This is a genomic window from Thermococcus onnurineus NA1, assembly GCF_000018365.1.
Lineage (GTDB): Archaea > Methanobacteriota_B > Thermococci > Thermococcales > Thermococcaceae > Thermococcus > Thermococcus onnurineus.
In genome coordinates this window covers 1,417,978-1,439,849 of the sequence record NC_011529.1, presented here as the reverse complement: position 1 = coordinate 1,439,849, position 21,872 = coordinate 1,417,978, and the positions used below count along the sequence as shown (strand labels likewise).

Genomic DNA, 21,872 nt, shown 5'->3' with positions numbered 1-21,872 from the left:
TCACCACCTCACCCATATGTAGTCGCAGACGAACTGGCTTACCATGGAGAGGATGAGCAGGACTATCACGGAGAGGGCTATGCTTCCAGCAAGCTTTCTCTTGGCCTCTGGTTCACCTTCGCTGAGGATGTAGGCGTGAACCACTCTGAGGAACAGTATGAACGCTATCACCCACTCAAGGGCCGTGAAGTATGCCAGGGCCGGGCTGACCGTCAGGAGAGTCTTTATCACATTGAGCTTGTTCATGAAGAGGTTGAAGGGCGGAACACCTTCGAGGGCGAATATTGAGGCCATCATGAGTCCCGCGGTGAGGCTGTCAGTGTTCATCATACCTTTTGCCTTCTTCAGGCTCCTCGTACCGAAAACGTAGAGGAGGGCACCCGTTGATATGAACGCCGCCGCCTTCGCGAGTCCATGTGCCACGACGTAGTAGTCAACGCCCTTCTCCACTCCTGAAACGCCAAGGAGGCCTGCCAGGATGAGCAGATACATCCAGCCCATGTTGTCGATGGTGGACCATGCGAAGAGCCTCTTGACGTCGTCCTGGAGGGCGTAGCTGAATATGGCAGCCAGCATGCTGAGCACTGCCATAGCGCCGATGAGATAGACTATCCAGGTTGCGACGCTCCATCCCACAGCATTGAGAACCCTGATGGTTCCGTAGAGGCCGAGTTCGACCATGGCACCACTCATCAAGGCTGAGACCGGGCTCGGTGCGGCCGGGTGGGCGTCCGGTAACCAGAAGTGGAGCGGGAAGAGGCCGGCCTTGGCCGCAAATCCCAGGAGAAAGAGAGCGACTATGGCATTGCTGTACTCCGTTATGGCCCCAAAGTTGAACGTTCCATGGAAGGCGTAGTACATAGTCACTGCCAGCATGAGGGGAGATGTGTCGAAGAGGTGCATGGTCACGAAGTACTTCCAGCCGGCCTTCTTGACGCTCTCCTCCGGCCAGTCGTAGATTATCAGGAAGTATGAGGCGAGAGTCATTATCTCCCAGAGGAAGAGGAAACTGAGCCAGTCCTGGACCATTGGGATGAGAAGCATCGAGACTATGAAGATGGCGAGCGTTGGGTAGTAGGGTATCTTTGGTTTGAACTCGTATATCCTCATGTATCTGAACGATGCAACTAGCGCCGCTATGCCGAGTATCGCGACGTTGAGTACGAAGAACACTGCAGTTCTATCGAGTGAAAGAGTGAGCGTTACGTCGAACATTTTTCACCACCCCACTTTGACGATCAGTGGATACGCTATGTACGGGGCCAGCATGGCCAGGACGAGCAGGATAACCATCACAGCCTTCATCAGTGGTGTAATCTCGACTTCTTCTCCGCCCTCGCTGAAGACCATGCCGTGTATCCTCTTCAGAGACACCATGAGGAACACTGCTGAGTCGAGGAGAAGTAAAACAAACATGGCAATGATGAGGACGCTCTCTTCCATTGCCTTGGCATTGCTGAGTATTCCCAGCTTTCCGAAGAACACGCCGAATGGTGGAACGCCAGCTAAACCAAGCAGGGCAAAGGTCCAGCTGTAGCCGACCACAGGGGATTTAATGAGGCCCTTTATCCTGTCCATCTCAAGGGTTCCCAGGGCGTAGCTGAACGTTCCAGCCGTCAGGAAAGCGAGACCTTTGATGTAGGCATGGTTGAATAGCTGGAACATTGAAGCCTGAAGTCCCCCCTGCAACCCGAGGACTGCCGTCGCAAGGGCCACGTACATCAGTCCAGACTCTGCTATTGTTGAGTAGGCGAGCAGCCTCTTCGCGCTCTTCTGGAGAGGATACATCAGGATGCAGATTATCTGAGTGGCGATGATGAGGGCTGCCATGACGTAAAATCCTTCTTTGGGTATGGGATTCATGAACTGGATGAATCTGGCCAGCAGGTAGACACCCATCTCAACCATCGCTGCACCGTGGAGGAAGGCTGAAGCAGGTGTTGGGGCGACCATTGCATCTGGGAGCCATGAATAAAGCGGAAACTGGGCACTCTTGGTAAAAGCAGCTATCATGACCCCGATAAAAACGACGAGTTTAAGGCTGTCATTGAGGCCAGAATATGCAAATATGCTCAGGTCGTGAAGGTGTGTGATTCCTATACCTACCGCGGTGTATAGACCTATCACCGCTCCAAAGTTGGTAACAAGCAACGCTTTATATGCTGCCCTTTTGGCCTTTTTACTTCCATAATAGCCTGCTACACCCCAACAGGCGAGGCTCATAATTTCGAAGAATATCAGCAGCTGGAGAACCGACGAGGAGTAAATGAATGCGAGTGTTGCTCCGATAAAGAGCACCATCCAAGCGTAAAACCTACCCTTATCCTCATAGACTGGGTGCTCTTTGTTCTCCGGGCTCATATAGTCTTTTGCATAGATCATAAAAAGCAGTCCGGCTGTTATCACAACCAGGCCAACGCACACACTCATTGGGTCTATCAAGAGACCGTAGACCTCACCGAGGGTTGTGGAGCTCACGAGAGTTTTGTGTATAGTAGGCATCCCAGAGGAATAGAACTCATAAACTCCCGCGAGATTGAGTATTGTGGCAAGGATGACAGTGATGAGCATGAAGTAATCCGCTCTTTTACCGTCGAGTTTGAACAGTAAAAGGCCTCCAACCAGCGGAATTGAAAAGGAAAGAATAAAAAGCTCTTCCATGCTATCACACCCCCGTCAGCGGGATGCGCTCTGCAGTTTTGGCGAGTTCTATGGTTTTCTCCGTAAACTTCTCCCTTCTCTTCTTGACTATCTCGTTGAAGTCGCCGTAGATGAGAGCATCTGTTGGACAGGTCTCAACACAGGCTGGAAGCTTTCCTTCGGCTCTCCTGTGGGCGCAGAGGTCACATTTGCCCATTATCTTGTTGATGAGATCGAGCTCGGGTATTCCAAAGGGACAGACTATGCCGCACATGAGACAGCCGATACACTTCTGTGGAGCGAGCAGGACTGCTCCATCCTTGTCGCGGTAGAGGGCGTTGGTTGGACAGACCTCAACACAGGGAGCCTTCTCACAGTGGCGGCAGTTGAGGGCCATAGCGGCCATTTCCTGCCACTCAAAGACGCTGATGAATGACATTCCACTGTGTTCGCGCTCGCAAGCTACCTCACAGGCGCGGCACTCGATGCACTTTGAAAAGTCAATAAAGACGGTCTTTCTAGCCATTTAATTCACCCCCTAACGACCTCAATCTTGGGTATGAGTGGTGGGAGTTTCTCCATGAGCTTCCTGGCCTCTTCTTCTGTGATCTTGGCGACATTACAGGCACAGGCTTTGGTTTCCGGTATCTTTGCTACCGGGTCGAGGGCATCGTTGGTGAGGACGTTTGCTCCCCAGTGCCACGGGACAGCTATTACGCCCTTCTTGACAGCCCGGGTGACCTTTGCCTTAATCGGATATGCTCCTCTCCTTGTGACGACCTTAACCCAGTCTCCACTCTTTATTCCGAGCTTCACTGCGTCATCCGGGTGTATCTCGGCGAGGGGTTCTGGCCAGCGCTTCTTGAGTGCGCAGCTCCTCATGGTCATGGTTGCGGTGTGGTACATTCCGACGTATCTGTGGGTCGTAAGGAGGAACGGATACTCTTCGTCCGGCATTTCGACTGGTCCCTTGTACTCCGGAACGGCCGCGAGGTTGGCCTTTCCGCTGGGAGTGAGGAACTTCTCCTTGTAGAGGACCCTCGTTCCTGGATGGTCCTCGCTTGGGCACGGCCAGTGGAGTCCTGCAAGGTTCTCCTTGAGCCTCTCTGGAGTTATACCGCGATACTGCGGAGTACAGGCGTTGATTTCCCTGAGAACGTCGGCTGCATCATTGTAGACGAATCCACCGGATCCGGTCTTGTCAAAACCGATGGCCTTACCGACCTCGCTAAGAATCCACCAGTCGGGCCTTGCTTCTCCGGGTGGTTTTACCGCCTGGAAGCTCCACTGCACGCGCCTCTCTGTATTGGTCAGAGAACCCTCGTTCTCGAGCATGGCCGCGGCCGGCAGAACTATATCTGCATACTCCATAGTTGGGGTCGGGACGATATCCTGGACGACCATGAACTCGAGCTTCTCGAGGGTGTGCATCACGTGGTTGGCGTTGGCCTCGCTTATGACTGGGTTCTCACCCATGACATAGTAGGCCTTTACCTTGCCCTTGTCGGCCGCGTAGGCAGCCTCCACAGTTGTCAGTCCAACTTCGCCGCTCAGCTCAACACCCCAGAACTCCTCAAAGAACTTCCTCTTTTCAGGATCAGTGACGGCCTGATAGCCTGGGAAGACGTTCGGCAGGGCTGCCATGTCACATGCTCCCTGAACGTTGTTCTGACCGCGCATTGGGGAACAGCCGGCACCTTCTTTGCCCTGATAACCGCAAATGGCCGCGAGCGTTCCAAGGAGCTTGACGTTTTCAGTTCCGTGGGTGTGCTGGGTTAGACCCATGGCCCAGGTTATGACACCCTTTCCTGCGGTCGCGAAGGTTCTTGCAGCTTCAATGATGAGTTCCGCCGGGACACCGGTTACCTTCTCGACGAACTCGGGTGTGAACTTCTCGACGGCTGCCACAACTTCATCGAAGCCAACGCATCTCTCCCTCACGAACTTCTCGTCGTAGAGCCGCTCCTTGATGATGACGTGGATGAGACCGTTTATCAGCGCAATGTCGCTTCCCGGGTAGTGCTGTAGGAATATGTCGGCGAACCAGGCCGTCCTGGTGAACCTCGGGTCAGCGACTATGACCTTAGCGCCCCTCTCCTTGGCCTTAAGGACGTAGCGGAAGCCAACCGGGTGGGTCTCAGCGTAGTTGTGGCCGATAATGAAGATGACGTTTGCCTCTTCAATGTCCTTGTAGGTGTTGGTCATTGCGCCGGCACCGAAAACAGCCTTGAGACCCGTGACGGTCGGTGCATGACAGAGCCTTGCACAGTGATCAACGTTGTTGGTGCCGAGCATCCTGGCCAGCTTCTGGACGAGGTAGTTGGGCTCGTTGAATGTTCTCGCAGAGCCGAAGAACATGAGCTGGTTCGGGTCGTCCTTGGCATAAGCCTTGAGCCTCTCGGCAACCTCCTTTATTGCCTCGCTCCAGCTTATCTCAACGAACTTGCCCTGTTCCTTGGCCTTGAGGGGTCTCTTGAGCCTGTCCTTTGCGAGGAGGTACTCAACGACGGCGTTGCCTTTAGGGCAGAGCTTTCCGAGTTCGTTTGAGATGTTGGGGATGTCCTTGGCGTATTCTATGCCTACGGGATAGCCATCAACACTCCTGATGTATAGCCTGCACCCTACACCACAGTAGGGGCAGACCACGGGGACGAGCCTTTCACTCATTCTCCACACCTCCACATTGGGGGACATTTTTGGTCGCCAATGTACTCTATATGGTGTACTGTACGCTATTTGATTTTCAATAATAGTTCTCTATTTGGCTTAAAACACTTTTTAAATAGCTTGGTTTTTAACAAAAGGTTATGTCCATTGAGAAACAGCGAAATAAAGCCCTCAGAAGGCTTTTTTTAAGTCTGTTTGTATACTGCCAAATACTGGGGTAAACAAAATCACTTAAGGTCATTTATGAACGTAGAACATTGAATTAAGAATGCCCTTAATAGACATGTTTGGCCGTTCATCAGGTATTGTCCCTTAGGGCGAGGGAAGTTAGGACAAAATAGGAATAAGTCTTAGAACAATAATCGATGCTCCCCGGAGTACACGTTGAAGCGCCTTCCCCTCGCGAAGCCTATTAGGGTTACCCCGTGCTCCCTGGCGAGCTCCACGCCCTTGTCCGTCGGCGGTGATTTCGTCACCACTACTGGAATGCCCGCGTTGACTGCCTTTCTTACCATGCCGTATGGCATCCTGCCGCTCGATGCCAGGATAAGCCTTTCAAGGTCGAGTCCGTTGAGGACGGCGTATCCTACGACCTTATCGACGGCGTTGTGCCTGCCTATGTCCTCGCTGAAGGCAACGACATTGGCGTTCAAATCGAAGAGGGCCGCCCAGTGGGTGCCCCCTGTCTTTCTCCACGTCTCAGCCAGCGTTGTCATCGTGGAGGATATCTTCAATACGAGGCCGGGGGTTATTTTGACTTCCTCGCCCTTCCTGCTGAGAATTCTGCCCTCCTTCATTCTGTAGGGGTCGCCGCAGGGGGTGTGTTTCACAACCAGCTCGCCCGTGGCGGGGGTATCCTTCAACTTCACGTAAATCTCCTTGCCCTCAACCCATACGTCAACTATGTCCTCCGGTCTTTCATAGCCTCCGCACACGACGAATCCGGCTCCAAGTTCCTTCAGCTGGTTGGGTGAAGCAGGAAGTTCGGCGAGAAACTCTTCGTCCTTTTCGTGTACTGCGAAGATTTCAAAGGTCTCCTCGACGCAGATATAGTCCTCGGTGGGAACGAGCCCATCTTGCCACTTGAGAATTTTCACTTTCTTTATCAACTCAACCACCTTCCAAAAGGATAGCGAGAAAATGGAAAAGTTGTCCTCAGAGCAGATACATCATGTTCTTCTGCGCTCTCGCAAGCTTTTCCCTGGCCGCTTTGAGGACTTCTCCCATCACGTGGGAGCCGTCGCGCAGCTCTATGTATCCGTCCTTCTCGGCGCTCTTAACGAGCTCTTCTGCCTTAAGGTTGCGCGTTATGAGGACAGTCCATCCCCTCTCGCTCTCCACGAAGCCGGCCGAGATGTCGCTCCAGGTTCCGGTGTAGTCAGTACAGACCAGACAGCCGGCTTGGAGGTATGAGTAAACCTCTTTTATCGGCAGTGAGAGCACTGAATCGCCGTGGTATATCTCGAGGAAGTCCCCCTTAAGGACTATGTCCTTGATATCCTGGGCCATTATGCCGTGCTTCATCCTGAGGTAGTTGAGGAATGCCTCGAATGCGAATGTTCCTATGCAGAAGAGACTAACGATGTACTTTATCCTCTCTCCGAAATCGCTTTCCAGGAGTGGGAAGTCCCTCATCTGGCCGAAGAACTGGGCCTGGCAGGGGAGGCAGACCACGGCAACGTTCTTTAGGTCTTCCTCCTCTATCTTGGCCTTCATCCTGGAGGCGAAGGGCACTATGCTCCACTTGTTTCCGGCAGTTTCAAGGAGCTCCTCCCTTGTCCTCGCAACTACAGCCTGACCCTCCAACCCCTCTGTCCTTTTGGCCGTTACAACGCCATCTATGAGGCCCTTCTCCAGGGCGTAGGCTAAGAGGGCTGTAACCGCACCGCCGCTGGCAACCTTTCTTTTGAGTATTTCCTCATCGGTTGCCCGCGCAAGATAAATTCCAAAGACGTTTCCCAAAAGATTTTCTGAAACGCTCATCATCTCGCACCACCCATGGACAGAATCTGTGAGGCGCGCGGACACCTTATATAGCAGGTGCCGCAGCGGATACACTTCTCCTGAACGAGGTTAGGCCTCTTGTCTATCAGCTTGATTGCGTTGGTCGGGCACGACAGCTCACAGGCACCACAACCTATGCAGAGGCCCGTAAGCACTATATCGTCTATCAGGTCAAAGCCGCTCAGCTTCTTTATGTCGGCACTCACCTTGAAGAGCCTCAGCCTTCTCTCGTCACCGTTGATGTAGAACTTGAAGAAGGACTGGAGCATCTGTGGTGTTGGCGGGCAGCCCGGGATGGAGTAATCAACTTTAATCACGCTGTTTATGGGCTGGAAGTTCCTGTGGTCGGGCCTTGGCTCCTGCCCGCCGCGGCAGAAGCGCAATATCCCGCTGAAGGTTGCACACGAACCGAAGGCCACCACAGTGTGAGCTTTTTCCCTTATCTCCTTTAGCTCTTCAAGAATCCTTGGTTCGTTCATACATGCTCCACCGGTTATTATCGCCACGTCGTACTCGTCGAGCTTACACTCATCCTTCCGCAGGTATGATATGTCGAGCTCTATCAAGTCCATGAGCTTTGGATATGCGCGAATGATACTGACGTTGCATCCCTCACAACCCCCTACATCAACATGAAGAACCTTAAGCTTCTCCATAATCATCCCCCCAACCTCACAACGTGGGTCGTACATGGAATACATGGGTCATATAGGCGCATAACGGCCTCGGCCGCTTTAACGCTCAGACCTTTTGCCATCTCCTCCATCACGGGAATGTTGAACATTGTGGGGACGATTATCTTGGAGGAAACCACCCTGCCCTCGTCTCCAAGTTCGATCAAGTGGATGAGTGTTCCCCTTGGTGCCTCGTAGACTCCAACACCCTTGCCTGGCCCGAAAACTATGTTCTTCGTTCTGAACGGCTCGTCCATCTTTATGCTGTCAAGGATTTCTTCAAGCCTAATGAGTGCCAGCGTTGTATCCTGAACCCTCGCGGTGTGAAGGCCATAGAGGGAAGAATCTGTAAACTCCCGGTAAACTTTCATCCTTGCCCTTGGGCCAGCTTCAACCTTTTCCCCACCGTAGAAGGCTATGAGTGTGGTGGACTCCTTTGAGTGGGGGTTGTCCTTTCTGTATTCATAATAGGGCATTGTCTCAATTCTCTCGGCGTTTATGTTGAACCTGTCCCCGTAGAACAGGCTGCTTACCAGGTAGTTGTTTTCCGCTTTCTTCTCCCTGAGTTCATCAGCAACTTCTGTCTGGATGTCCTCATCGGTCAGCAAATGTGCTATCTCTTCCCACTGCCCGGTCAGCTTTGGAAGGCGTGCCTTGAGGTTGTTGAAGACGCTCCACTTGGGGACAGAGAACATTCCTCCCACGGTGAGGTTTGGGGGATGTGTTGCTGCGCCTCCCATCTTGAGAAGGTAGTCGCTGATCTTGGCGTGGAAGTCCATGAGCTGGAACAGAACTTCTTCCCTTTTCTCCTCGATTAGCAGGTCCCCAGCAACCATGAGGAACTCGAGCATGTGGCTCTGAATCCTGTTCACGAGGCCGAGGGCTTCTCTCATCAGTATTCCGTTTCTTGGTGGTATTATTCCAATGGCATTTTCTATGGCCTCGCTCATCGCTATACCGTGGGACGCATGACAGAGACCGCAGATTCTCATGACAGCTTCGACCGCGAAAAGTGGATTTTTGCCTACTACAAGCTTCTCAAATCCCCTAATTGGGGCAGTGGCGATGAAGAGTGCATCTTGAACTGTTCCGTTTTCCTCATACAGCACGAGCTTCGCCTCACCGGCGATTCGGCACACTTTGTTGAGGGTAATCTCACTCAAATTATCACCTCCAGATGAAATCCACTCCACCTAATCTAAACTAATGGGTTTATGGATAAAAGCGTTTTCTGAACCTGAGGTTTAAAACGGAATCTTCGGTCGAAATCTCACTTTTTTCAGCTTGTTTTGGTGTCTCAAACATTTTTGTTTACTTTTTTGGCAAAGGTAACTCGCTGGAACTGCCCAAAGGTTTATAAAGTATCAAACTAAATAGACCTGGTGCTCTTCTGGAGCCATCCAAAGGGTACCAAAAGTTGAAAGAGTTGGTGTTAGATATGTATGGAAATGGATTTGACGGTGGCTACGAAGCCCCTGTTAAGGTTGGAGAAAGGTATAGAGTTAAGATCGAGGGCCTTGGAAAAGGTGGCGATGGTATCGCCAAGATAAAGGGCTTCGTTATCTTCGTCCCGAACACTCAGGTCGGCGACGAGGTTGAGATCGTCATAAACTCAGTCAAGAGAAAGTTCGCTTTTGGAGAGGTTATTTGATTTCCTTTCCCTCTTACTATTATACTTTTGGAACTCATTATTCATGCTTTTTGATTTTGTATCCACAGACCTGACCAGCATGCTTTTTAAACCCCCAAGCCCAGGCGAGTGCGATGATAAAGGTTCACGTTGAGACCTACGGCTGCACCAGGAATAAAGCGGACGCCGAAATAATGGAGGCAATCCTCCTTAGAGCGGGCTATGAGTTAGTGGAGACTCCGGAAAGTGCTGACTACGTTGTTGTGAACACCTGCGCCGTAAAGGACCCTACCGAGAAGCACATGAGGGAGCGCATAAAAGAGCTCCTTGATTCTGGTAAAAGAGTCATCGTTACGGGTTGCCTCACACACGTCAACCCTGATATAATAGACCCTCGCGTTTCTGGAATACTTGGAGTAAAGAGCATAGACAGAATAGCTGAGGCAATAGACCTTGCCGAGCGCGACGGAAAGCTGGTGAGTGTTGAAGGCTGGCGCGAGAGAAGTCTTGACAAGCTTGGGCTTCCCCGCCTTTGGAGAAGTGGCGTTGCCTTCGTGGTTCCGATAAGCGAGGGCTGCCTCAACGCGTGCACCTACTGTGCAACGCGCTTCGCTCGTGGGGTTCTCAAGAGTTACAAACCTGAACTCGTGGTTAAGTGGGTCAAGGAGGCTTTGGCGCGCGGATACAGGGAGATACAGCTTTCCAGCGAGGACACTGGCTGCTACGGCTTCGATATTGGGACCAACTTGGCGGAGCTTCTCGATGAGATAACGTCCATAGAAGGAGAGTTCAGGATAAGGGTCGGCATGATGAACCCGAACCATGCAATAAAGTTCCTTGACGAGCTGATTGAGGCCTATCAGGACGAGAAAGTCTACAAGTTCCTCCACCTGCCTGTTCAGAGCGGGGACAACGAAGTGCTGAGGAGAATGGGGCGCACTTACACCGTTGAGGAGTTCGAGGAGATAGTTAACGAATTCAGAAGGAAGATTCCCGGGCTGAACCTTAACACGGACATCATAGTCGGCTTCCCTGGAGAGACCGAGGAAGCATTCCAGAACACAGTGGAACTGGTTAAGAGGGTGAGGCCTGATAAGATAAACGTTTCCCGCTATTCGCCGAGACCTGGAACGATAGCTGCCAAATGGAAGCAGCTGCCCGGCTGGAAGGTCAAGGAGCGCTCTCGCTTGCTCCACAGGCTCAGACTCCAGATCGCCTACGAGATAAACCAGAACTACGTTGGAAGGGAGATTGAGGTTCTCATCCACGGTGAGGGCAAAAAGGGCGGAGTGGAGGGCAGGACTTTCAACTACAAAGACATAATACTTGATGGTGGGGCACCAGGAGAACTGATAAACGCCAGGGTCACTTGGGCAGGTTCCACATATCTTAAAGGCACTGTTTTACACTGAGGTATTTTTTGCAGATTCTACAATATTAATTGTTGTGCATACGATAAATTTGTGGTTCATTTGTGGAACCTACAATATCCTACAGTGAACCAACATGGTTTGTTTTAGAAAACTATTTATATATCTCATTCAACCAAAAGCCACAAGGCTATAGTCAGTAGGGGTGAAGTCCCATGAGGAGGAACAATAAGAAGAGGTTAATCCCACTCGCGCTGGCGCTTGTCCTGACGCTGGTTGGTGCCGCGCTTGCTGTGCCTGTTATTACAGTTAACGTTCAGGAGCTTGGTCAGGGAAGCAAGACGATCACTAGCACTGTCACCACGGCCGATGTCACCTGGAACCTTAACGCCAACAATCCGGACTACGTAGTCAGTGCAACGGTTACCATAACCACTGATCCCGGAGCTGGAACCCTCTACGTCAAGCTCTACAGCGGCACGACTCTAGTTGCATGGGGCCAGGTTACTCTTGATGGAAGCGGTACTTATACTGTGACATTCACCAACGGAGCCAGCGCTGATGGTGTTCCCCTCAGCAGCTTTGACACTGTTTATGTGGTCTACCAGGGTTCATGAACTCTCTAGGAGGCTCTGAATGAATGTTAAGCACCGTGATATCCTTTCCATTTTGACTTACCTTCTCCTGTTCTTCGTCATCCTAGTAGTTGTCCTTAAGTTCATCTTCGGCTTTCAGTACGTTGTCATCCTTACTGACTCAATGAAGCCAAACATCAATCCCAACGACCTCGTTGTTACGTATCCCTCTCACAATGTTCACGTTGGTGATGTTATCCTATACAACATCGAGATTGGAAACTCCACTTATAGAATCCTTCACAGGGTTGCCGAAATCCGCACGGATGAAAACGGACAGATCTATTACATTACTAAGGGAGACAACCGTGAGAGACCTGATCCATGGGTGGTATATCCCGAGCAGGTCATCGGCAAACCTCTCCTCGTCATCCCCAAAATCGGCGTCATCTGGTACCACACCCCTCTGATAATCCTCGGTCTCATTATGATATTCGTAGCCTCCCTTGCATATGACCTCGCATGGGCGTTTCTTGAAGAACCCCCAATCCCCCCCAAATCCAGAAAAGCTTATTTTCAACTCCTTAGGAGAAAGAAAATAAAGGTCTATCACTACAAGCGCCGCTAGGCCCATTCGTCGTCTGGAATGGCTTCCCGTTTGACCGGAATCAGACAGAGAAACTCGAAGGTTTCGCTCAGTGCCTTGTAGCCGTGGGGCTCATTGGGCGGGACGTAGAGGAAGTTTCCAGCCTTAACGTGGTGCTCTTCATTCCCGTTAGTTATTATTCCTTCGCCCTTCATGATGAATATCTCGTGCTCCCAGTCATGACTGTGGAGGGGTATCTCAGCACCCTTCTTGAGGACGAAATACCTCATCGCGAAGTTCTTGGCCCCGAGCTTCGGGGAAACGAGCCATCTGATGGTCACTCCCTCAAAACCGGTGTCTTTCTCGGGCACCTCGGTGTAGTGTCCGACAAACATGGTATCACCCCATTCTCTTGGGTGAACGGATATTTAAATATGGTGGGTCAGAAAGGCGAATCAAAAGGGCTTTAAGGCCGTGTGTCAATCTCCTCTTAGGTGAAGTCCATGAAGAAAGCCACTTTTGCAATCCTGCTCGTCTTCGTTGTGCTGGTCTCGGGATGTATCGGCTCCAGCGGAACCACCGAGACAACGGGAACGTCGACGTCTCCAACTTCTACGCCTTCAGAGGGCATAGACTTCGATAGCTATGAGAAGGGTCAGGTTCTGACAGGGTGGTACAACCTTGCGGACGTCTCAAAGGTCTACGTGAGTGAAGGCTACGAGGATTTGGCCAAGCACTACTTCCCGGACGCTCAGATTCTTCCAGCTAAGGACTACACTGGTGGCGTCGCGATCCTCTCTCCCGCTGACGCAAGGGCTCTCCTTAAGGGTAAGCCGATTCTCATCACAGTCAACGACTATTTCGGTTACATCATCTACAAGCTCGGCGTCAAGTTCGTTGGCAAGGATAAGGGTATCTTCGCTGTCTTTAACCAGGATGGAAAAGCCTACTACGTCTTCACCGGAACGAGTAAGGCGGGGGCAGGTGCTGCCGTTGAATACGCGCTGGAACTTAAGAACGGCGGAAGCGTTAGCACGGACGATGTTGTCAGGATGGGTGACTTTGAGGGAGTTTTGGTTAAGGTCATAGGCGACAACAATTGGAACGGAATCCCGGACGAGGGCGAACACTGGTATCTTGACTCCTTCAAGATCAAGGAGCCGTTCATCTACTATTGGCGCGTCGTTGAGGGAGAAAACGTGACGGTCAAGGGTGGTTTCATAAGCAACGTGAACGGCTCTACCGTCTACATTCACGCTTTGAGCTTTAACATCACTGTTGAGGTAAAGAATGCCAAGGGCATTGAGCTAACGTACATCATTGAAAACACCAATCCGGAAGTCCTCCAGCTTCCGGAGGGTACCGAAGCGGAAAACACATGGGTAAAGTTCACCACGAGCGCAGATTCATTCAACATAGCTCCCAAGGAGCTTGGCGACTATAAGATTATAGCCTTCGGTGACCACAGATCGGACGGCGGCACGGAGGTCCCTGAGGTGTTCCTTAAAATAATGGAGGAGATAAACAATAATGAAGAAGATGCCGTGTTCATCATAGACAGCGGTGACCTTATCTATTCGGGAACGGTTGACCAGTGGGCGGCCCTGCTTGATGAGTGGGAGTGGGAGAAGCCGATATTCATTGCCCCGGGTAACCACGAGTACAGGGGAGAGGGAATAAACATTTATCATATGCTCTTCGGTCCGACAGATTACTCCTTTGTTCTCGGGGATTACTACTACATCTTCATGAACAACATCGAGAACGACTACAGCCTGAGCGACGAACAGTGGGTCTGGCTCCAGGATGAGCTTGAGAAGGCCGAGGAGATGGGTAAGAGGCCCGTCATAGTAATGCATGCACCGCCCGTTGATCCCAGGCCTGAGGGAGACCACGGCATGAACCCAACCGATGGAAAGAGGCTCCTTCAGCTTATGAAGGAGTACAATGCCTTTGGAATCTTTGGCCACATCCATATGTTCTGGTACGGCGAGAAGGATGGTGCTGAGTTCGTAGTAGCCGGCGCTGCAGGGGCCCCGCTCTACGCTTCACCTGACGAGGGCGGCTTTGACCACTACACGAGGCTGTTCATGGCAACCGATGGAAGCATTGGGGTTGAGCCCGTCAAGGTTGAACCCTGATTTCTCTTTATTCTATTTATGTCTATATAGAACTTTGCGGTGCACTATATTCTACTGCGGCAAGATATTTATATCTTCGGGGGAAGCGTTCTCTCGGTGATAAGCGTGGATCCATGGCTGCTGATAACCATCGTTCTTGGATTTGCGATGGCATGGGCCATCGGTGCCAATGATGCCGCAAATTCTATGAGCACTGCTGTCGGTGCGAAGGCGATAACTCCGAAGCAGGCCGTGATCATAGCGGGTATCCTCGAGTTCACCGGAGCCTACTTCTTCGGCAAGAGCGTCACAGAGACGATAAGGAAGGGCATACTCTACCCCGACAAAATCACAGATCCAACGGTTCTTATATACGGCTCAATAGCGGCCCTGCTTGCTGCAACGATTTGGCTGGTAGCGGCTACCAAATTCGGACTCCCGGTTTCAACGACGCACTCGATCATAGGTGGCATAGCGGGCTACGGGATAGCCTACGCCGGCCTGGGCATCGTCAACTGGGACAAGATGGCGCAGGTCGTCCTTAGCTGGATACTGTCCCCGGTAATAGGTGCCCTAATGGCTTACTTCATCTTCAAGGCCCTTACCAAGAGCATTTTCGAAAGCGGAAATCCTGTGAGAAGTGCGAGGATATGGTCTCCCTTCTGGATAGGCATGGCCTTCGTGGTCATCGGGGCCATGTTCTACATCAAGGTTCTCCACGGGAGTGACCTCAAGACGGGGGTCATTTTCTATGGAATACCTCTTGGCATAATCGTTTTCATCCTCAGCTACTTCCTCATAAAGGTCCGCTTCCCCTCGAGCGACCCGTACATTGGCGTTGAGAGCATATTCAAGAAGGTGCAGGTGGTCACCTCTGCCTACGTGGCTTTAGCTCATGGAGCCAATGACGTCGCCAACGCAATAGGCCCTGTTGCCGCCGTTTACGCCGTCGCAACGATGGGTCTGGCTGGAATGCAGGTGCCCGTTCCGAGGTGGATTCTCGTCCTCGGTGGAGTAGGCATAGCGGTTGGCGTCGCAACCTACGGCTACCGCGTCATGGAGACGGTCGGCAAGAAAATAACAGAGCTTACCAATACAAGGGGCTTCACCATAGACTTCTCCGCTGCAACGGTGGTTCTCGTGGCTTCCTGGCTCGGAATGCCGATCTCAACGACCCACACGGTGGTCGGTGCCGTCATAGGTATAGGCTTGGCTAGGGGAGTAAAGGCAATAAACAAAAACATCGTGAGGGATATAATAATCTCCTGGTTCGTGACGGTTCCGATAGCGGCCGTTGTGAGCGCCATTATATTCAAGGTGCTTATGGTGGTGGGGTGATATCATGCAGGTGTGGACCAAACTCTTCGCGAAGAGCCCGTTCAAGCCTCTAATTAAGCACGCTGATGTGGTTCTCCAGACGGTTGAGACCCTCGAGAAGGCCCTTCGCCTCTGGTACGAGGGGAACTTCGAGGAGATGGAGAGGGTGGCCATCGAGGTCGACCGCCTCGAGGACGTCGCCGACAGGATAAAGGAGGAAATAAGGGACTCCCTCAGCTCCAAGCTTCTCATGGCCGTCGCGAGGGAGGATGTTCTCGTATACCTCCACATGCAGGACAAGGTTGCCGACGCTGCTGAAGACACCGCCAAGTGGCTCCTCATCAAGAGACCGAATGAAATCCCGGCCGATATTAAGGATATAATCCTCCAGATGGGGACGGAGAGCATCAAAGCTGCTAAGCTTGTCCATGAGGCTATAGTCCAGATGGATCGCGTCATAGAGAGCGGCTTCACCGAGAAGGAAATCGAGAGGGAGTACGAGATAATCAGGGAGATAGAGAGCGTCGAGAGTAAGATAGACGGACTCGATACGAGGCTCATGCAGCTCGTCTTCGAGAAGGAGAACGAGCTGAGCTGGGGCGACGGTTTCTACATCCTCAACATAGCAAGAACTCTCAGCAATATATCCGACAAGGCCAAGGATTCGGCGGAAAGAATAAGGCTCATGATGAACAAGTGAGCTGTTATTTTTTCTTTTTGTTTTGATTGGTTCTCATACTGTTTGTAAGCGGGTAAAAATTTATATAGCTAGTGGTCATTTTTGTGACGGGATTTGTTAAATTCAAAATCGGGGGGCTGTAGATGGGTCGGAACGTTGGCCTCTTGCTGGTTGGTATGTTCCTCATCGTCTTGGTCGCGGGGTGCATTGAGGGAGGGAACTTTGTTTACTCGAAGGGCAAGATTATTGGGCCGCATAGAGAGCTTGATTATTCCTTTAAGGGGCCTGCGACTTTGGAGATAGGGGTCTCAGGAAACGGGCCGTTCACCCTGCTCATAATATCGTCCGATGGCTCGAAGGAACTGTTCAAGCGAACAAACGTAACCGAGGTCAAAGAGACGGTGGAGCTTCCGGAGGGTTCCTGGAGGGTCATCATCAGAAACGAGGGTGATAGCTCCATAAGCCTCGACATAAGCCTCCGCGGGAAGTGAACACCCGTGATAGCGACATAATGTTCAACGTTAACACGCGCTAGCAATTGGAGAGAGCTATCATGTGGCTTTTTCATTTTGAGCTGAAAAGGCTTGTCCGTTCTCTTGGAATCTCTGCCCTTTTAACACTCCTCACCGGACTCTCTAATGAGGATGTCTTACCCTCGTTCCCTACTTTGCCCTTGGCTCCCTGTTTCCTTTTGTCGGCTTCGTGCTCTCCCATCAAGTTACAAGGCTTGAACTAAACTCGTGGAGGGCTGCGGGATGAAGCACCGTAAAGTGTCCCTTGCACTCTTCGCACTCTCGCTCTTTCCGGCCTTCGCCGTTAGCTACGACTTTGGAAAGCTTCCCTCAAAGCTCCAAGAGGAAGCGTTGAGTGCAGTAATAACCGCCGACGTCCTCTCCAATTGGGTTCCGCCGTTTATCAAATACCTCCTGGCCCCGTTTGTTTTAATATACCTTCTATTCATCTTCGGCTCCGAGTTCGAGAGTGGAAGAGCAGCGTTGATGCTCAGCAAGTCCCTCACGAAGAGGCGCTACTTTATGGGATGGATAACGCAAGGTGTAGAGCTTGCTTTAATCCCTGCCCTTGGCATGGTCCTCTCCGGAAGTCTGGCGATGCTCTACTACGGCCTCGATCCTGAAGACTACATATTGGGCGCAATCGGCCTTTCGGTAGCTCTCATCGGTGTTGTGGGAGTGGCCCTCCTAATTATTCCGGCCGTGAGAAGCGGGGACACCGGCGTTTTCCTTGGGATTGGAGCTTTTATAACCCTCCTTCTGGCCTCAAATCTTGACTTGGGCATTTCGCTTGACTTTCTACCCTTCAACTATCTCCAAAATGCCCTCTCATTTACCAGAACTGGAATAGACACCTCCCCGGGGCAGTCATCACCATCCTGTCCTTCTCCCTGCTCTCCACTCTAGTGGGTTCCGAGATTTTCCGGAGAACGGAGCTTAGGAACGCTCGACTCAACGTCTCCCTGGCAGCCCCCGTCCCGTCCCGCGGCATCACCGGTCTCTTCCTTAAGATCAGCGTGCATAGCAAGCGTTTCCTGGCCTTTGTGGTCTTCACGGGTTTTATGGCCTTTCTTCAGAAGGGAAGCCTCGACAAGTACTTCACCTACTATGGCATTCCGGGACTTCTGTCCAGAATGCCCCACGCAATGTGTGGTTTCATGGTTCCATTGGTGGTGCTCCCCTTAGGTGCGATGGCCGTAAACTCCGCCGTGGAAAACGGTACGGTAAGGGTTTTGCTGAGCAAGCCTTTGAGGAGGAGGGACTTCTTCGCCGGGAGCTTTCTGGGGGACTCTCTTGCCCTGTTCCTCGGAACGGCCCTGTACGCTTCCTTCATAGCTACATATTCGGTACACATCGGCGCCCCCGTTTCCAAGACCTTCGAACTCACGATTGTTTTTGGGGCGCTTCTTTACTTTTCCCTCCTCCAGTACCTTGCCCTGGGCTACCTCCTTTCCACACTCTCAAAGGGAAAAGTTTCCCTCCTAACGGCACTGTTCCTGGCGTTTCTCCTTGACTTTGCGGTGCCCCTCCTTATAGTGACTTCGTGGCGGGATAACCTCTTCAGCGTTGCCCACTACATTCCAAGCCCGTCCCTCCAGAACATGGTTATCTCGATGGCCGTTGCCCCAAATAGGGGACTTCCACCAAAGTCGGTTGGAGAAGTTTTGAACTTGCCCGGAAACCTCGCTATGCTCCTCCTACCGACGCTCCTTTACCTCGCCCTCTCCTGGCTGAGGTTCAGAAAAGCAGATCTGAGGTGATTCAACCAAAGTCTGGGAAGAAGCATAGAAAATAACGAGAAGTTCAGATGGCTATCATCGTCGAGGTCATCTGTATCTCGGACATTTTCCTTATCTTCTCAGTGATGAACTGGTCCAGATCCTTGAGCGTGTCGGTCTCAACCTTAACTACGAGGTCGTACTCGCCGTAGACGACGTATGCTTCTTTAACCTCCGGCATGGCGAGAAGCTTCTCCATAACTTCCCTTTCCTTTCCAGCGGCCGTAACCATCAAAATAAAAGCCGTCACCATGGTTATCACCAAAAGTATTTTATCGGCGGAGTATTTAAGCTTATCGAGGCCTATGTTCGACCACCTGATAAGCAGAGCTCAGCTGGAGCGCTTTTACTCTCACCTGGAAGGGTTAGGATTGGCCGAAATAAAGCCTTACGCCAAAGGGACGACGAGCCTTATTTTCAGAGCCAGGTTAGGGGAAAAAAGCGTCATAGTTAAGCTCCAGCGTCCGGATTCCCCTAGGATGAACTTCAAGAGAGAGGCAGAGATCATCAAGATACTCGAGCCATACGAGATAACGCCCCGGCTTGTAGACTACGGAACCTTTGAGGGCCTCGAATATCTCATCCGCGAGTTTGCAGAGGGTGAGATAATCTTCTATGCCGAGGTTGAAAAGCGCCATCTCTTCGAGATAGTCCATAAAACGGCCCTCCTTGACAGGCTCGGCCTCGACCACGGCCAGATACAGGGCGGAAAGCACATAATAGTTGGGGAGCGCGTCTGGCTTATAGACTTCGAGAAGGCCGGCTTCAGGAAGCCCAAGAACCTCACATCGGCGATGGCCATGCTCTTCATCAACGACAACTACATCTCGCGCAGGATAAGGGAAAAGTTCAGCGTTGGGGAATCTTTTCTAGACGAAATGAAGAAAGAACTGAGGAACTACAAAAGAACCGGAAACCTCTCAGGCCTTCTGGGACTTCTTTCTCGCCTTTAGTCTGTCCGCGTAGAGAGCCAGGACTGGGATCACCACTGCCATCGCTATAAGGCCCATCCTCGGATCCCATAGGTAGTTGAAGACGAGTATCACTACTATCGCTATGGCTATCATGAGGAAGAGATCCCTGTCGAAGAGCCTCGACTTCGCCAGTATATTCTGTTCTCTGGCTACGTAGGCCAAGTAGAGCGGTATCCCTATTGCAGCGAGGACTACTCCAAGGTACGTCCTGAAGGCCAGTGATACGGCGAGTCCCGCTATGAGAATTATTCCAACGGCGTACTCATCTTTCATGTTTCCACCTGTCCACTGGGTTAGGCTTATATACTTTTAAGGCTCTCTACTAAATTGGTGATACCGTTATGAGCAGCATCGAATGGAACGAAAAGACCTTTTCTAGGTTTGCTTACCTGGGCGACCCCCAGATCAAGGGAGATAGGGTCGCCTACGTTCTGACCAAGGCCAACATGAAGGACAACAGGTACGAGAATACTGTGGTGGTTGAGGACATCGAAACTGGAACAAGGCGCTTCATCGAGAACGCTTCCATGCCTCGCTTTTCTCCGGATGGCAGGAAGCTCGCCTTCATGAGGCCCAACGGGGAGAAGAGGACTTCCGAGATATGGGTTGCCGACGTTGAAACGCTTAGCGCCAAGAAGGTTCTAGAGGCTAAAAACGTCCGCTTCATCCAGTGGAACGACGATTCCCGGCGTCTCCTTGTTGTAGGCTTCAAGCGCAGGGACGATGAGGACTTCATCTTCGAGGACGATGTCCCTGTGTGGTTCGACAACATGGGCTTCTTCGACGGCGAGAAGACCACCTTCTGGGTTCTCGACACCGAGAGCGAGGAGATACTCGAGGAGTTTGAGAAGCCTCGCTTCAGTTCGGGTATCTGGCACGGCAACGCCATAGTCGTCAACGTTCCTCACCGCGAGGAGGGCAAGCCCGCCTTCTTCAAGTTCACCGATATCTACCTCTGGCGCGATGGAGATGAGGAGAAACTCTTCGAGAAGGTTTCCTTCCAGGCGGTTGATTCCGACGGCAAAACCATCCTCCTTCGCGGCAAGCCCGAGAAGAAAAAGCTCAGCGAGCACGACTTCCTCTACCTCTACGACGGCGAGCTGAAGGCTATAAATGAACACCTCGGCAGGAATACAGGCCAGGCTAAGCTAGACGGTGGCAGAGTCTACTTCACCCTCTACGAGGCTGGCAGTATCAACCTCTACCTGTGGGATGGTGATGTTGAGCCGATAACCGTTGGCGAGCACTGGGTCATGGGCTTCGACGTCGACGGTGGAAAGGTTGCGATGCTCATCGAGACGGCAACGCGCTTGAGGGAGCTCTACCTCTACGACGGCGAACTTAAGCAGCTCACCGACTACAACGGGCCGCTCTTTGAGAGGCTCAGGACCTTTGAGCCGAGGCACTTCAGGTTTAAGTCCCTCGACCTCGAGATAGACGGCTGGTACATCAGGCCAGAGCTGAAGGAGGACGAGAAGGCCCCGGTCATAGTCTTCGTCCACGGCGGGCCGAAGGGAATGTACGGCCACTACTTCAAGTACGAGATGCAGCTGATGGCGAGTAAGGGCTACTACATCGTCTTTGTCAATCCGAGGGGAAGCAACGGCTATGACGAGGACTTTGCGCTCCGCGTCCTTGAAAGGACTGGCTTAGAAGACTTTCAGGATATACTCAACGGAATCGAGGCGTTCTTCAGGCTTGAACCGCAGGCCGACCGCGAGAGAGTTGGAATAACGGGCATCAGCTACGGTGGATTCATGACCAACTGGGCGCTGACGCAGAACGAGCTCTTCAAGGCTGGAATAAGTGAGAACGGCATAAGCTACTGGCTGACGAGCTACGCTTTCTCCGATATAGGTCTCTGGTTCGACAAGGAGGTAATCGGGGACGACCCGCTGAACAACGAGAACTACAGAAAGCTCAGCCCGCTCTTCTACGTCGAGAACGTCAAGGCACCGATACTGCTCATCCATTCGCTGGAGGACTACCGCTGCCCGCTCGACCAGAGCGTCATGTTCTACCACGCCCTCAAGGACCTCGGCAAGGAGGCCTACATAGCGATATTCAAGCGCGGTGCTCACGGCCACAGCATAAGGGGTTCTCCAAAGCACAGGGCCAAGCGCTACAAGCTCTTCGTGGAGTTCTTCGAGAGGAAGCTCAAGAAGTACGAGGAAGGTTTCGATGTGGAGAAGATTCTGAAGGGCTTAGAGTGAAGTCTTGGTATTTTTATCTTTGTCTCATTTGTCCTGAATTCAACTCGGAACTTGTTGGCGTTCGGATTTTTTGAGAAGTCCCTTACATTTTATGTTCCTCTTTATCCACACATGCCCATTTCTGTATTTCTTT

At 51.9% G+C, this 21,872-nt stretch carries 24 protein-coding genes; 12 read left to right on the top strand and 12 right to left on the bottom strand.

Translation table 11 applies throughout. From position 1 onward, the window contains the following. The 8 genes from TON_RS08000 to TON_RS07965 form a co-directional block, all read right to left on the bottom strand. Complete coding sequence (locus tag TON_RS08000) at window positions 1–1,215, bottom strand: complex I subunit 5 family protein (RefSeq protein WP_012572528.1); 1,215 nt, start codon at window positions 1,213–1,215, stop codon at window positions 1–3. A 3-nt stretch (window positions 1,216–1,218) separates the two neighbouring features. Beyond that, window positions 1,219–2,661, bottom strand: a complete 1,443-nt coding sequence (locus tag TON_RS07995) for a hydrogenase 4 subunit D (RefSeq protein ID WP_012572527.1) — start codon at window positions 2,659–2,661, stop codon at window positions 1,219–1,221. Between the two features lie 4 nt (window positions 2,662–2,665). After that, a complete protein-coding gene (locus TON_RS07990; RefSeq protein ID WP_012572526.1) occupies window positions 2,666–3,166 on the bottom strand; it encodes a 4Fe-4S dicluster domain-containing protein in 501 nt (166 codons plus the stop codon). 5 nt (window positions 3,167–3,171) lie between these two features. After that, window positions 3,172–5,307, bottom strand: coding sequence for a formate dehydrogenase subunit alpha (gene fdhF / locus TON_RS07985; RefSeq protein ID WP_012572525.1), 2,136 nt, complete (start codon window positions 5,305–5,307; stop codon window positions 3,172–3,174). A gap of 350 nt (window positions 5,308–5,657) precedes the next feature. Beyond that, a complete protein-coding gene (gene fdhD, locus TON_RS07980; RefSeq protein ID WP_238516393.1) occupies window positions 5,658–6,425 on the bottom strand; it encodes a formate dehydrogenase accessory sulfurtransferase FdhD in 768 nt (255 codons plus the stop codon). 37 nt (window positions 6,426–6,462) lie between these two features. Next, window positions 6,463–7,293: a Coenzyme F420 hydrogenase/dehydrogenase, beta subunit C-terminal domain gene (locus tag TON_RS07975; protein WP_012572523.1), complete on the bottom strand. Its 831-nt coding sequence runs from the start codon at window positions 7,291–7,293 to the stop codon at window positions 6,463–6,465. Next, window positions 7,290–7,973 (bottom strand): NADH-quinone oxidoreductase subunit B family protein, encoded by a 684-nt coding sequence (locus TON_RS07970; protein WP_238516391.1) that lies wholly within the window; start codon window positions 7,971–7,973, stop codon window positions 7,290–7,292. The genes TON_RS07975 and TON_RS07970 overlap by 4 nt, the downstream gene beginning before the upstream one ends. Further along, window positions 7,970–9,148: a nickel-dependent hydrogenase large subunit gene (locus TON_RS07965; protein ID WP_012572521.1), complete on the bottom strand. Its 1,179-nt coding sequence runs from the start codon at window positions 9,146–9,148 to the stop codon at window positions 7,970–7,972. The genes TON_RS07970 and TON_RS07965 overlap by 4 nt, the downstream gene beginning before the upstream one ends. A gap of 275 nt (window positions 9,149–9,423) precedes the next feature. On the opposite strand from TON_RS07965, the gene TON_RS07960 reads away from it, so the two are divergent. From TON_RS07960 to TON_RS07945, 4 genes are all read left to right on the top strand, one after another. Beyond that, window positions 9,424–9,636: a TRAM domain-containing protein gene (locus tag TON_RS07960; protein WP_012572520.1), complete on the top strand. Its 213-nt coding sequence runs from the start codon at window positions 9,424–9,426 to the stop codon at window positions 9,634–9,636. 113 nt (window positions 9,637–9,749) lie between these two features. Then, entirely contained in the window at window positions 9,750–11,027 is a 1,278-nt protein-coding gene (locus TON_RS07955) for a tRNA (N(6)-L-threonylcarbamoyladenosine(37)-C(2))-methylthiotransferase (protein ID WP_012572519.1), read from the top strand. A 173-nt stretch (window positions 11,028–11,200) separates the two neighbouring features. Beyond that, window positions 11,201–11,602 carry a hypothetical protein gene (locus TON_RS07950; protein WP_012572518.1) on the top strand — a complete coding sequence of 134 codons (402 nt, stop codon included), beginning with the start codon at window positions 11,201–11,203 and terminating at the stop codon, window positions 11,600–11,602. 19 nt (window positions 11,603–11,621) lie between these two features. Then, complete coding sequence (locus tag TON_RS07945; protein ID WP_012572517.1) at window positions 11,622–12,188, top strand: signal peptidase I; 567 nt, start codon at window positions 11,622–11,624, stop codon at window positions 12,186–12,188. Here the strand turns inward: TON_RS07945 and TON_RS07940 are convergent. Continuing rightward, on the bottom strand, window positions 12,185–12,541 hold the full coding sequence (locus TON_RS07940) for a cupin domain-containing protein (RefSeq protein ID WP_012572516.1): 357 nt from the start codon (window positions 12,539–12,541) through the stop codon (window positions 12,185–12,187). The genes TON_RS07945 and TON_RS07940 overlap by 4 nt on opposite strands. 108 nt (window positions 12,542–12,649) lie before the next feature. Between TON_RS07940 and TON_RS07935 the strand changes: the two genes are divergently transcribed. The 4 genes from TON_RS07935 (at window position 12,650) to TON_RS07920 (ending at window position 16,753) form a co-directional block, all read left to right on the top strand. Next, entirely contained in the window at window positions 12,650–14,287 is a 1,638-nt protein-coding gene (locus TON_RS07935) for a metallophosphoesterase family protein (protein ID WP_012572515.1), read from the top strand. 96 nt (window positions 14,288–14,383) lie between these two features. Next, window positions 14,384–15,604 carry an inorganic phosphate transporter gene (locus tag TON_RS07930; RefSeq protein WP_012572514.1) on the top strand — a complete coding sequence of 407 codons (1,221 nt, stop codon included), beginning with the start codon at window positions 14,384–14,386 and terminating at the stop codon, window positions 15,602–15,604. 4 nt (window positions 15,605–15,608) lie between these two features. After that, window positions 15,609–16,283, top strand: a complete 675-nt coding sequence (locus tag TON_RS07925; RefSeq protein WP_012572513.1) for a TIGR00153 family protein — start codon at window positions 15,609–15,611, stop codon at window positions 16,281–16,283. Between the two features lie 122 nt (window positions 16,284–16,405). Continuing rightward, window positions 16,406–16,753, top strand: coding sequence for a hypothetical protein (locus TON_RS07920; RefSeq protein ID WP_012572512.1), 348 nt, complete (start codon window positions 16,406–16,408; stop codon window positions 16,751–16,753). Window positions 16,754–16,826: 73 nt separating this feature from the next. Here TON_RS07920 and TON_RS10655 read toward each other — a convergent pair whose 3' ends face one another. Next, on the bottom strand, window positions 16,827–16,976 hold the full coding sequence (locus TON_RS10655) for a hypothetical protein (protein ID WP_012572511.1): 150 nt from the start codon (window positions 16,974–16,976) through the stop codon (window positions 16,827–16,829). Between the two features lie 41 nt (window positions 16,977–17,017). On the opposite strand from TON_RS10655, the gene TON_RS10140 reads away from it, so the two are divergent. Together TON_RS10140 and TON_RS10135 are read left to right on the top strand one after the other, a co-directional pair. Next, window positions 17,018–17,680 (top strand): hypothetical protein, encoded by a 663-nt coding sequence (locus tag TON_RS10140; RefSeq protein ID WP_012572510.1) that lies wholly within the window; start codon window positions 17,018–17,020, stop codon window positions 17,678–17,680. Then, a complete protein-coding gene (locus TON_RS10135; RefSeq protein WP_012572509.1) occupies window positions 17,680–18,534 on the top strand; it encodes an ABC transporter permease in 855 nt (284 codons plus the stop codon). The genes TON_RS10140 and TON_RS10135 overlap by 1 nt, the downstream gene beginning before the upstream one ends. Window positions 18,535–18,577: 43 nt before the next feature. On the opposite strand, the gene TON_RS07910 is transcribed toward TON_RS10135, so the two are convergent. After that, the gene (locus TON_RS07910) at window positions 18,578–18,805 is read right to left on the bottom strand and encodes an Lrp/AsnC family transcriptional regulator (protein ID WP_012572508.1); all 228 of its coding nucleotides are present in this window, start codon (window positions 18,803–18,805) and stop codon (window positions 18,578–18,580) included. A 52-nt stretch (window positions 18,806–18,857) separates the two neighbouring features. Here TON_RS07910 and TON_RS07905 point away from each other — a divergent pair, with 52 nt between their 5' ends. Next, a complete protein-coding gene (locus TON_RS07905) occupies window positions 18,858–19,505 on the top strand; it encodes a phosphotransferase (RefSeq protein ID WP_012572507.1) in 648 nt (215 codons plus the stop codon). Here TON_RS07905 and TON_RS07900 read toward each other — a convergent pair. Then, window positions 19,473–19,799: a hypothetical protein gene (locus TON_RS07900; protein WP_012572506.1), complete on the bottom strand. Its 327-nt coding sequence runs from the start codon at window positions 19,797–19,799 to the stop codon at window positions 19,473–19,475. The two genes, TON_RS07905 and TON_RS07900, sit on opposite strands and share 33 nt — an antisense overlap. A 68-nt stretch (window positions 19,800–19,867) precedes the next feature. Between TON_RS07900 and TON_RS07895 the strand changes: the two genes are divergently transcribed. Continuing rightward, a complete protein-coding gene (locus TON_RS07895) occupies window positions 19,868–21,739 on the top strand; it encodes a S9 family peptidase (RefSeq protein WP_012572505.1) in 1,872 nt (623 codons plus the stop codon). Window positions 21,740–21,872 lie beyond the last annotated feature (133 nt).

Coding starts and splice junctions, on each gene's coding strand:
- TON_RS07995 (WP_012572527.1), bottom strand. CDS start 2,661: ATGGAAGAGCTTTTTATTCTTTCCTTTTCAATTCCGCTGGTTGGAGGC.
- TON_RS07925 (WP_012572513.1), top strand. CDS start 15,609: ATGCAGGTGTGGACCAAACTCTTCGCGAAGAGCCCGTTCAAGCCTCTA.
- TON_RS07975 (WP_012572523.1), bottom strand. CDS start 7,293: ATGATGAGCGTTTCAGAAAATCTTTTGGGAAACGTCTTTGGAATTTAT.
- TON_RS07945 (WP_012572517.1), top strand. CDS start 11,622: ATGAATGTTAAGCACCGTGATATCCTTTCCATTTTGACTTACCTTCTC.
- TON_RS10140 (WP_012572510.1), top strand. CDS start 17,018: ATGAAGCACCGTAAAGTGTCCCTTGCACTCTTCGCACTCTCGCTCTTT.
- TON_RS07970 (WP_238516391.1), bottom strand. CDS start 7,973: ATGATTATGGAGAAGCTTAAGGTTCTTCATGTTGATGTAGGGGGTTGT.
- TON_RS07990 (WP_012572526.1), bottom strand. CDS start 3,166: ATGGCTAGAAAGACCGTCTTTATTGACTTTTCAAAGTGCATCGAGTGC.
- TON_RS07895 (WP_012572505.1), top strand. CDS start 19,868: ATGAGCAGCATCGAATGGAACGAAAAGACCTTTTCTAGGTTTGCTTAC.
- TON_RS07960 (WP_012572520.1), top strand. CDS start 9,424: ATGTATGGAAATGGATTTGACGGTGGCTACGAAGCCCCTGTTAAGGTT.
- TON_RS07905 (WP_012572507.1), top strand. CDS start 18,858: ATGTTCGACCACCTGATAAGCAGAGCTCAGCTGGAGCGCTTTTACTCT.
- fdhF (WP_012572525.1), bottom strand. CDS start 5,307: ATGAGTGAAAGGCTCGTCCCCGTGGTCTGCCCCTACTGTGGTGTAGGG.
- TON_RS07940 (WP_012572516.1), bottom strand. CDS start 12,541: ATGTTTGTCGGACACTACACCGAGGTGCCCGAGAAAGACACCGGTTTT.
- TON_RS07955 (WP_012572519.1), top strand. CDS start 9,750: ATGATAAAGGTTCACGTTGAGACCTACGGCTGCACCAGGAATAAAGCG.
- TON_RS07920 (WP_012572512.1), top strand. CDS start 16,406: ATGGGTCGGAACGTTGGCCTCTTGCTGGTTGGTATGTTCCTCATCGTC.
- TON_RS07910 (WP_012572508.1), bottom strand. CDS start 18,805: ATGGTGACGGCTTTTATTTTGATGGTTACGGCCGCTGGAAAGGAAAGG.
- TON_RS08000 (WP_012572528.1), bottom strand. CDS start 1,215: ATGTTCGACGTAACGCTCACTCTTTCACTCGATAGAACTGCAGTGTTC.
- TON_RS07935 (WP_012572515.1), top strand. CDS start 12,650: ATGAAGAAAGCCACTTTTGCAATCCTGCTCGTCTTCGTTGTGCTGGTC.
- TON_RS10655 (WP_012572511.1), bottom strand. CDS start 16,976: ATGGGAGAGCACGAAGCCGACAAAAGGAAACAGGGAGCCAAGGGCAAA.
- TON_RS07950 (WP_012572518.1), top strand. CDS start 11,201: ATGAGGAGGAACAATAAGAAGAGGTTAATCCCACTCGCGCTGGCGCTT.
- TON_RS07900 (WP_012572506.1), bottom strand. CDS start 19,799: ATGAAAGATGAGTACGCCGTTGGAATAATTCTCATAGCGGGACTCGCC.